The organism is Olsenella sp. CU969 (genome assembly GCF_905219715.1).
GTDB lineage: Bacteria > Actinomycetota > Coriobacteriia > Coriobacteriales > Atopobiaceae > Granulimonas > Granulimonas faecalis.
Genome location: NZ_CAJMXC010000074.1, coordinates 1 through 9,751, shown reverse-complemented (window position 1 = coordinate 9,751; position 9,751 = coordinate 1). Strand labels below are relative to the sequence as shown.

The 9,751-nt window shown below is 62.7% G+C and carries 11 protein-coding genes and 1 pseudogene; 11 read left to right on the top strand and 1 reads right to left on the bottom strand.

Annotated elements, in window-relative coordinates:
* Window positions 1–9: 9 nt before the first annotated feature.
* The 7 genes and pseudogenes from JX283_RS08885 to JX283_RS06995 form a co-directional block, all read left to right on the top strand.
* Window positions 10–84 (top strand): helix-turn-helix domain-containing protein, encoded by a 75-nt coding sequence (locus JX283_RS08885; RefSeq protein WP_370583428.1) that lies wholly within the window; start codon window positions 10–12, stop codon window positions 82–84.
* 22 nt (window positions 85–106) lie between these two features.
* Window positions 107–1,096, top strand: a complete 990-nt coding sequence (locus tag JX283_RS07020; protein ID WP_204829936.1) for a DNA cytosine methyltransferase — start codon at window positions 107–109, stop codon at window positions 1,094–1,096.
* Window positions 1,044–1,919 (top strand): NgoMIV family type II restriction endonuclease, encoded by an 876-nt coding sequence (locus tag JX283_RS07015; RefSeq protein ID WP_204829935.1) that lies wholly within the window; start codon window positions 1,044–1,046, stop codon window positions 1,917–1,919. The genes JX283_RS07020 and JX283_RS07015 overlap by 53 nt, the downstream gene beginning before the upstream one ends.
* Complete coding sequence (locus JX283_RS07010; RefSeq protein ID WP_204829934.1) at window positions 1,919–2,338, top strand: very short patch repair endonuclease; 420 nt, start codon at window positions 1,919–1,921, stop codon at window positions 2,336–2,338. The genes JX283_RS07015 and JX283_RS07010 overlap by 1 nt, the downstream gene beginning before the upstream one ends.
* Window positions 2,339–2,365: 27 nt before the next feature.
* Complete coding sequence (locus tag JX283_RS07005) at window positions 2,366–2,656, top strand: hypothetical protein (RefSeq protein ID WP_204829933.1); 291 nt, start codon at window positions 2,366–2,368, stop codon at window positions 2,654–2,656.
* Between the two features lie 127 nt (window positions 2,657–2,783).
* Window positions 2,784–3,551: a MerR family transcriptional regulator gene (locus tag JX283_RS07000; protein WP_204829932.1), complete on the top strand. Its 768-nt coding sequence runs from the start codon at window positions 2,784–2,786 to the stop codon at window positions 3,549–3,551.
* Between the two features lie 612 nt (window positions 3,552–4,163).
* Window positions 4,164–4,406: pseudogene (locus JX283_RS06995) on the top strand (GNAT family N-acetyltransferase); the annotation flags it as partial.
* 139 nt (window positions 4,407–4,545) lie between these two features.
* Here the strand turns inward: JX283_RS06995 and JX283_RS06990 are convergent.
* The gene (locus tag JX283_RS06990; RefSeq protein ID WP_255533478.1) at window positions 4,546–5,169 is read right to left on the bottom strand and encodes a metallophosphoesterase; all 624 of its coding nucleotides are present in this window, start codon (window positions 5,167–5,169) and stop codon (window positions 4,546–4,548) included.
* Between the two features lie 220 nt (window positions 5,170–5,389).
* Here JX283_RS06990 and JX283_RS06985 point away from each other — a divergent pair, with 220 nt between their 5' ends.
* From JX283_RS06985 to JX283_RS06970, 4 genes are all read left to right on the top strand, one after another.
* Window positions 5,390–6,358, top strand: coding sequence for an ABC transporter permease (locus tag JX283_RS06985; protein WP_204829930.1), 969 nt, complete (start codon window positions 5,390–5,392; stop codon window positions 6,356–6,358).
* A gap of 94 nt (window positions 6,359–6,452) precedes the next feature.
* Window positions 6,453–7,223 (top strand): ABC transporter permease, encoded by a 771-nt coding sequence (locus tag JX283_RS06980; protein WP_204406798.1) that lies wholly within the window; start codon window positions 6,453–6,455, stop codon window positions 7,221–7,223.
* Between the two features lie 14 nt (window positions 7,224–7,237).
* Window positions 7,238–8,824: an ABC transporter substrate-binding protein gene (locus JX283_RS06975; protein ID WP_204829929.1), complete on the top strand. Its 1,587-nt coding sequence runs from the start codon at window positions 7,238–7,240 to the stop codon at window positions 8,822–8,824.
* Window positions 8,825–8,877: 53 nt separating this feature from the next.
* Window positions 8,878–9,675: an ABC transporter ATP-binding protein gene (locus JX283_RS06970; protein ID WP_204829928.1), complete on the top strand. Its 798-nt coding sequence runs from the start codon at window positions 8,878–8,880 to the stop codon at window positions 9,673–9,675.
* Window positions 9,676–9,751 lie beyond the last annotated feature (76 nt).

The window sequence follows — 9,751 nt, the reverse complement described above, 5'->3', positions numbered from 1 at the left end:
TTTATTTCAATGGAAAGCCTATATAAAATTTGTCACACATTAGATTGTGATATAGGCGATGTCATTGAGTTTACCGAAAAATGACCGTATGATTAGGAGAGATTGCATGATGCAGCGGCCATTGACCTGTGTTGAGATATGTGCAGGAGCTGGTGGACAAGCCCTTGGTCTTGCGATGGCTGGGTTTGTTCATGTAGCTCTGGTTGAATATGAAGCCGATTATTGCGAGGTTTTGAGAAAAAACCGGCCAGAATGGAATGTTATCTGTGCGGATGTTCACGATTTTGATGGAAGGCCATACAGAGGCGTTGATTTATTGGCGGGTGGTGTGCCTTGTCCCCCGTTTTCTGTTGCTGGCAAACAGCTTGGACAGGATGATGACCGGGATTTGTTTCCAGAGGCAATCAGACTAATCCAGGAAATGAAACCGAAAGCGGTCATGCTGGAAAACGTCCGTGGCTTTTTAGACCCCAGCTTTGAGGCATACCGTAGCCACATTTTCAAATCGATTCGAGATTTAGGGTATGTTACTCATATCAAGCTACTGAATGCCTCAGACTTTGGTGTTCCCCAGCTTCGCCCAAGAGTTGTCATTATCGGCATACGAAAAGATCAATATGGGGCGTTTTCCTATCCAGAGGACAAACCAGACAGTGCCAAAACAGTTGGCGAAACACTGTATGATTTGATGGCAGAAAACAAGTGGACTGGGGCAAAACGGTGGGCAGAGCAAGCGGATCGTATCGCTCCAACACTGGTGGGTGGTTCCAAGAAGCATGGTGGGCCTGACCTTGGCCCTACCAGAGCTAGAAAAGCATGGGCTGAACTTGGTATAGATGGTCGGGGAATTGCGGATGCAGCACCTGCTCCTGGCTTTGAGGGAATGCCTCGGCTCACCAGCCGGATGATGGCCCGGATTCAAGGATTTCCTGATACATGGACATTTGGTAGCCGGAAAACAGTTGCCTGCCGGATGATCGGAAACGCATTTCCGCCCCCCGTAGCGAAAGCGGTGGGAGAACAGATAAAGGAGTGCCTTGCACATGGATGCGCTGATAGCCAGAGCAAGATTTCACTTTCACGAGCAGTTGTTTGAAACAAATACGCTGACTTTGACCTCTGCTGGTGTGGCCTCTAATGCGGATACCAGCAGCCGGGGGTCAAAGGCTATATCCAGGAAAATAGTTGATATTCTTGTTAATGAGCATCATCATACTGTCAATCAGGTCGATAAGATTTCTGGACAGACATTAGGCAAACAGTTTGAATTGCTCACAATGCAGTTTTTACAGGAAACCTTCCCGCAGCTTCAAAATCTCCGTCCTGGACGGTGGACTATTTTGCAGTTGGGGAACAACAATAAGCTAAAGACCAGCGATTTTGCCCAATATGAGCATTTGGCTTATTTAAGTGCGTTGACTGCACAAAATGCCCAGCTCGCCGCCTCGTTGGGAAACGATTACCTGGTTGCTCCCGATGTTGTAGTTTACCGTGATTTGTATGAGGACAGCGAGATCAACAAACTGCAATGTGTAGTCGATGCGGATACCAGCAGGATGGCGGACATAAGAAAGGCCAACGGTGGGAAACCGTTGCTTCATGCCAGCGTATCAGCCAAATATACCATGCGGAGTGACCGGGCGCAGAACAGTCGGACAGAGGCCCTTAACCTGATCCGCAACAGGAAAGGTCATCTCCCCCATATCGTTGTAGTAACTGCGGAGCCGATGCCGAACCGTCTTGCATCTCTGGCGCTTGGTACAGGGGACATCGACTGCGTGTACCACTTTGCGCTGTATGAACTGATGCGTGCGGTTGAGGAAGTTGGGTCAGAGGATGCTGTTGAGACATTAGAAACACTCGTCCAAGGGAAACGGCTGAAGGATATTTCTGACCTTCCTCTGGATTTATCTGTGTAATGGCCGATACGATTACGCCAGAGCGGCGGAGCGAAATCATGTCCCACATCAAAAGCAAGGATACCAGCATTGAGCTTATGGTGCGGAGATACTTGTTTGCGTTGGGATACCGCTATCGTGTCAATTACAAGGCCCTTCCAGGTAAGCCGGACATAGTGTTCACCAAAAAGAAAATTGCAATCTTTATTCATGGTTGCTATTGGCATGGGCATGATTGTGGGAGCCGGTATGCACATTCCAGTAAGTCAAACAAAACATACTGGGGTCCAAAGATTCAACGGACACAGCAGCGGGATCAGGGACATATTACCCGACTAGAAGCAGATGGGTGGAAAGTGATTGTGCTGTGGGAGTGTCAATTGAAAAGCAATCCAGATGTAATATTTGCCCAATTGCAAAAGCAACTAAATTCGTTGTGAGTATAGTGACTTGAAAGGAGTTCTATAATGCCAGACGGAAAGACCGAATATCTTCAAATGTTACAGGAACCAATTTGTAGAATGTCAACCATCTCCGCAATCTTCAAGGGATTTGCTGCTACTATTGTAGCGGGCATATCTGCGATTTCATATTCTACTACAAATCTGTGGGTTCTTGGCCTTTCATTCCTTCCGGTATTAGCCTTTGCTATTATGGATGTATATTACTTGAAATTAGAGCGCAAATTCCGTTTTTTATTTGATCAAGTACGGCAAGATAAGGGAGCGAGTGGGAGTAAAACACCGGTTCATAGGTGATTTTAAGAACGGCCCGGCGAATCATCGTCGGGCCGTTTCCTTTCCTTGACCCTTACGCCGCGTCATAGCTCACACTGACGACAGTTGCTCAAGANGCCGCGAGATCGGAGAAGACGTGAGCGTCCCCGTGGACAGAACGTACACCACCAAGGAACTGGCCGACCTGGCTGGTGTGAGTTCGCGCACGCTTCGCTACTACGATCAGATCGGGTTGCTTGTTCCAGCGCGCGCCGCGAACGGGTACCGGGTCTACAACGCTGCGGACATGCACAGGCTGCAGCATATCCTGCTCCTGCGGTCTTGCGGCGTCCCCCTGGAGTCGGTCGAGGACGCGCTCGACAGGTCGGATTTCGACCTCGCATCCATGCTTCAAGAGCATCTGACCCTTCTTTGTCGACAGAGGAAAGAATTGGACGAGACCATCGCCACGGCGANGATCGCCGTGGCGGGATTGGAGGCTTTTGGAAAAATGGATGATAAAGAGCGATTCGAACAAATAAAGAAGCAGTCGGTCGCCGACTTCGAGAATGAGTACGGCCAAGAGGCTCGTTCGCTCTACGGCGATGCGGCCATCGACGAGGCGAACGAGCGCATGCTCGGGATGAGCAAGACGGCATGGGATGCCAAGGAGGAGCTGGAGCAGCGCATCAAGGACAGCCTGATCGTGGCGATGGCCACAGGCGATCCGGCCTCACCTGAGTCAAGGCTCGTTGCCGGCATGCACGCCCAATGGATCAAGGTGCACTGGGGAGAAGGCGCCTACACCCCTGAGGCGCATCGATCTCTGGCCCAGGGCTATCTGGCAGACCCGCGCTTCGTGGAATACTACGACGGCGCCTGTGGTGACGGCGCCACCGAGTTCCTCTGCCGGATCATCGAGGCAAATATCGAGTAACGCCTCAAACGCCAGGAAGTTGTCGTGGGCGGCATGCGTGTGACAACATGCATGCCGCCCTTACAGGAAACACCATCTCTGGGCTATCGGTGCGGCTTGCTCTTGGTGATAAGATTTCTCTTGGTTTCGGGGAGTGGGGGTAGGACATTCTGAATCTATGAGGGAGGCCGGGCGCGGCCCCCCTCTTTTCGTCTCACGAGAAGGGGCCAATGAACATCGAAGGAATCACCCTGCGCGAGGCTGTGGCCGACGACCTGGACGCCATCGCCCTCATCTACAACTCCCTCTGGTGCAACTGGATCCGCAAGGCGGGCGCCTGGGAGGACTGGGCCCTCTGCGGGAGGTTCAACGCCGCGATGCAGCTCCAGCGCTCCCCCATCACGCTGATGGCCGAGCGAAACGGCGCCGTCGTCGGCGCGCGCCTCGTGGGCGTGTTCGAAAACGGCGCCCCGGTGAGGAACCCTCGCTGGCAGCCGGTCTACGAGGAGCTCCTCGCTAAAGGCCACCGAGCGGGCCGAGACCGCCGACGAGGACCTCGAGGGGTCGCTCTTCGGCGACTCGCGGGAGAAGGCCACGGCCGACCGCTTTGCCGCCACCGGCGACGAGTACGCCCAGGCGCAGATCAACCTCATCGTCATCAAGCCGGAGTGGCAGGGCGCAGGTCTTGGACGGCACCTTGTCGAGGAGGCGCGCAGGCGCATGCGCGAGGCGGGCTGCACCCGGTTCTTCCTCATGAGCGACAACCGCTCCAACTACCACTTCTACGACCACCTGGGCATGGCCCGCATCGCCGAGGACCACAGCCAGGACACCGGCGACAACTTCATCGTCTACGTCTACGGCGGGGAGGCCTAGGGCCGGGCCCTGCCGGCCGTGGCACGCAGGCGCCCCCGACGGTCNACAGGCTGCCGGGGGCGCCTGCTTTTGGAGGGAGGTGCACCAGGTGGCTGGTTGGTGCAGGGCAGGAGCCCTCCTCGGCCCGAAAAGTCCCCCATCACAGCATGGGCTCATGCTCCTCGGCCGACCCGTCGGCACCAAAGCGAAAGCAGCTGTACCTCCGGGCGACCGTGTCGTACTTGAGCACCGGGATCCGATGGCTCACATGCACGGAGCCGTCGAGGTAGTAATGGCTCTGGCCGTCCCAGTAGACGTCGTGGAACCACGGGTCGTCCGCGATGGTGGCGGTGCCCACGTGCCCGGCGATCACGTCCTTCAAAAACGCGCCGGTGCTCCAGGGGAACTTCTCGCAAAAGTAGGCGTCCTCGGACCCGTACCTCCACAGGTCCTGCGCCTCCTCGTCCACCCCGGCATGGACGAATATCTGCGTGTCGGTCTCCCAGTAATACGGGAGCCCGCGCAGCCACGCGACCACGGGGTCGTCCGCCGACGCCACGGCCCTGTGGTCCTCGAGGTACGCGAGCTCGTGGTTGCCCATGAGCGCGATCACCTGGCCGGGATGCTCGCCCTGGATCCCCATGATGAGCCGGATCATGGCAGTGTCGGTGTCCGGCGGCGCCATGTAGTCGCCGCACAGGACCAGCCGGTTGGCGGGGTCGTCCAGGTCCACGACCGACAGGGCCCGNTCGAACGCCNCCATGTCGCCATGCATGTCGCTCATCGCATAGATGANAGCCACGGCACCCTCCGATCTCTCGGCCCCATGACAAGGTACCCCAGGTCGACCTGTCACTCCGACCCTACCGCCGACCGGCCGGAGGAGACAATCAATGTCTGATATCCTCCCATACCATAGACAGCTGCATGCCAGGCGGCCAGCCGGCCCCGTTGGCGGGCCGTTTGCGACCGCCGAGAGACCCATGGGGGGTGACCGTCCTACCGTGTCCAAGAAGTCCCGGGCCACCGATGGCGCCGCCCCGGTCCTGGCCCGCCTGGCCGGGGCCCTGGTCGTCGTGTTCCTGGTCACCCTGGTCGCCTTCCTGCTCTCGTACCTCNCCCCCACCNACGCCGCGGTGAGGTCGTTCGCTGAGGCGGGCGTCTCCCCCACGGAGTCGCAGCTCGCCGAGAAGCGCGCGGAGCTGGGCCTCGACAGGCCCTTTACCGAGCAGTACGCCGGCTGGCTGGCGGGCGTCTTCCGCGGCGACCTCGGGACCTCCCTCAGAAGCGGCGAGCCGGTGGCCGAGGTACTGCTCGACGCGCTGCCCTACACCCTCGCCCTGGCCCTCTCGTCCATCGTACTGNNGCTNCTCGCCTCCGTGCCCCNCGCCCTGGCCTGCGCCTACTGGCAGGGAGGGCCCCTGGACAGGGCCGTGCAGGCGGCCACCTACCTCNTCTGCTCCATGCCCTCGTTCTTTGTGGCGCTCCTGCTGCTCTACGTGTTCTCCGTGCGCCTGAGGATGCTCGACGNCCTCTCGACCAGGGACCTGGCGGGCATCCTCCTGCCCACCGTCGCGACGACGCTCCCGCTGTCGGCATGGCTCACGCGTCAGCTGCGGACGGTCGCCATAGGGCAGCTCTCGTCGGCCTATGTGGACGGCCTCCGGGCGCGGGGCGTCCCGGAGCCGCGCATCGTCCTTGTCCATGTGCTCAAGAACAGCCTGGTGCCGCTCCTCACCCTCGCCGGCACGGCCTTCGGGATGCTGCTGGGGGGCTCGGCGATCGTGGAGGGCATCTTCGGCTGGCCCGGTCTCGGGTTCGAGTCCATCAAGGCCGTGGGTCACCGGGACTACCCCCTCATAGGCGCCTACGCGCTCGTGGCGGCCGTCGCGTACCTGCTCGTCAACGCCGCCGTCGACGGCGCCTGCCGGCTCATCGACCCCTCCATCGAGGGGGAGGCGGGGGATGACTAGGGCGCGCGACAGGCGAAGGCTCTTATTTGCAGCGGCCCTGACCTGCGCCTTCGTCGGGTTTCTCCTCGTCGCGCCGGCATTTCTCCCCGTCANCGTGAACGCGACGGACCTGGGGGAGGCCCTCAGGGCGCCGGGCGACGGCCACCTGCTGGGGACCGACTCCCTGGGCAGGGACGTCCTCATGCGCACCGTCGCCGGGGGTCGGGAGTCGGTGCTCCTGGGGCTCGCCACCGTCGCCGTGGTGGCAGCGGTGGGCGTGGCGATGGGTCTGCTCGGCGGCTATCTCGGAGGGCCGTGGGGCTACGTCGTGGACAAGGTGGTCACGGCCTTCCAGGCCTTCCCGAGCTTCGTCCTCGCGGTGGCTGTCGCGGGCGTCCTCGGCCCGGGGGTGCCCAACATGGTGCTGGCCATAGCCGCGGTGTACTGGACGCAGTTCGCCAGGCTCTCGCGGGCCATGGCCGCGTCGTTCAGGCAATCAGACCGCCTCAAGGCGGCGAGGATGTGCGGAGCGCCCACCGGGGCCATAGTCGTCCGCTACCTGCTGCCCCAGGTGGCAGGGCCCACGATCACCCTGGCGGCGCTCTCCGTGAGCGACGTGGTCCTCACCATGGCGGGCCTCTCCTTCATCGGCCTGGGCCCCGAGCGACCCACCAACGACTGGGGCGCCATGATGGCCGAGGCCCAGCCCACCTTCCAGTACGCCGTCTGGTGCATGCTTGTGCCCATGGCGGCGCTCTTCCTGACCGTGGCGATCTTCAACCTTTTGGGCGACACGCTGCGCGAGGCACTCGACGCCGGGTCGCAGACCCACGGCGGCGCCCGGCCCAGCGGGCCCGCGGGGAGCGCCCGAGACACGACCCGATGAACCTGGGGGAGACCATGACCCGACCCGTCACGACGGCGCGGCCCGCGATGGCCGCACTCATCCTATTGCTCGGCGCCCTCCTGCTCGCGGGGTGCTCCGGCGGCGGGCAGACCGCCCCCCGTGCCTCCGGCGAGAAGACCCTCCATGCCGGCTCCACCACCCACTTCTCCGCCGAGACCATGGACCCCGCCTCCGAGTGGGACAGCTGGTACCTCACCTACTACGGCATCGTGGAGACCCTCTTCAGGGTGGGCGACGACCTCACCCCGGAGCCCTGGCTGGCCGCGGGGGCCGAGCGGGTGGACGACCGCACCTGGAAGGTGACCCGCAACGACGGCATCGAGTTCTCCAACGGCGAGGCCGTGGACGCCGCGGCCGTGAAGGCCTCCTGGGAGCGCACCTTGGAGAGGAACCCGCGCGGGATGNAGACCCTGCCCTGCGANAGGCTCACGGCGGAGGGCAACNCCCTCACCATCAGGACCAGGGAGGCCGTGCCCTCCCTGGAGAACGCCCTGTGCGACCCGCTCCTGTGCGTGTACTACGTGGGCGACGACGTCGACTACGCAAGGGAGANCCCGGGCACGGGCCCCTACATGATGCGGGAGTTCGAGGCCGAGAGCCACATCGTCATGGGCCCCAACGAGCACTACTGGCGGGGCACCCCCAAGCTCTCAGAGGTGCGGCTCACGTGCTTCTCCGACGACAACGCCATCACCATGGCCATGCAGAACGGGGAGATCGACGCCGTGGCGATGCCCTCCGCCTCCACCCTGGCCACCCTCGCCCGGGACGGCGACGGCGACTACCGGGTCTCCCGGAAAACGACCTCCCGCGCCGACTTCATCTGCATGAACATGACCCACCCCGTCATCCAGAACGCGGTGGTGCGCACGGCCGTCGCATACTGCATCGACCGGGACGGCTACGCGGACGTCGTCTGCCAGGGCAACGCCACCCCGAGCTGGGGCGTCTACAGCCGGACCCTGCCCTTCGGGGGCACCGAGGGCCTCCGGGTGACCGTGGACCGCTGCGACGTGGCGGCGGCCGCCCGGGTCCTCGAGGAGGCCGGGATAACCGACACCGACGGCGACGGCGTCCGCGAGCTCGACGGCGCCCCGGTGGAGCTCNACCTCTACACCTGCACCAGCTACGAGCGCTTCGTCCAGATCGCCGACGACCTCCAGTCCAAGCTCGCCCAGGCCGGCATACGGCTCCGGATCGTCCCCACCGACTACTTCCTGGAGGACAAGGGGACCTGGGCCGAGGACGACCCCGACATGACCCTCGACAGCTCCGCCATGGCCCCCACCGGCGACCCGGCCTACTTNGCGAGGACCCACTTCGTCACCGGCGCCTCGGCCAACTACGGCGGCTACTCCAACGGGGAGGTGGACGCCCTCGTCGCGCGGCTGGACGAGACCTTCGACNAGGACGAGCGCAACGGGATCGCGCGCCGGATCGCCCAGGTGGTGCTGGACGACAACCCCTGCGTCTTCTTCTCCAACCCCGACGCGACGGTGCTGAGCACCTCGGCCGTGTCCGGTCTCGACGTGGCGCCCTCGGAGTACTATTTCGTGACGGTCGACACCGACGTCGCCTGACCCCCCCCCCGACGCGGGCGCGGGGCACAGGGCCGGCAGAAAGCGCGCCACCCATGGANGGACTGCTCGAGATAGACTCCCTCACCGTGAACTACGGCCCCAACCGGGCCCTGGCCTCGGTGAGCCTTGGGCTGGGTGCCGGGGAGAGCCTCGCCGTCGTGGGCGAGAGCGGGTCGGGCAAGAGCACGCTGCTGCGCTCCATCGCACGGCTGCTGCCGCGCCAGGCCCGCATCGAGTCGGGCGCCATCGAGTTCCGCGGCACCGACCTCGTCACGGCGCCGGGCAGGGTGCTGCGGTCCCTGCGAGGGTCGCAGATAGCCTACGTCTTCCAAAACGGGCGGGAGTCCCTGGACCCGCTGTTCACCGTCGGGCGGCAGCTCGACGAGGTGCTCCGGGCCCACGGCAAGGAGGTGCCGCCCTCCTGGGGGGAGGCCCTCCTCCGGAGGATGGGCATAGAGGACCCCGGGCGGGTCCTGGCGACGTTTCCCCGGGAGCTGTCCGGCGGCCAGTGCCAGCGGGTGGCCGTGGCGCTCTCCGTGGCGTGCGGCCCCAGCCTGCTGCTGGCCGACGAGCCCACCGGCGGCCTGGACGAGGAGGCCCGGGACAAGGTGGGCGGGCTGCTCGGGGACCTCAACGCGAGGGAGGGCGTGGCCCTCGTCACGGTGACCCACGACATCGGGTTCGCCGCGCAGGTGGCCCGGCGGATCGCCGTGATGAGGGGCGGGAGGATCGTGGAGGAGGGCCCCACCGAGCGGGTGATGGCGAGGCCGTCGCAGCCCTATACCCGGGAGCTCATCGACGCCGTGCCGAGGACGGAAAGGACGTTCAGGAGGGTCGGCGATGGGGCCTGAGGGCGGCGGGGACGGCGTTCACCGGCTGGGGGGCGTGTCCAAGAGGTACCGGCGGTCCGGGCTGCTCGCCCTGGAC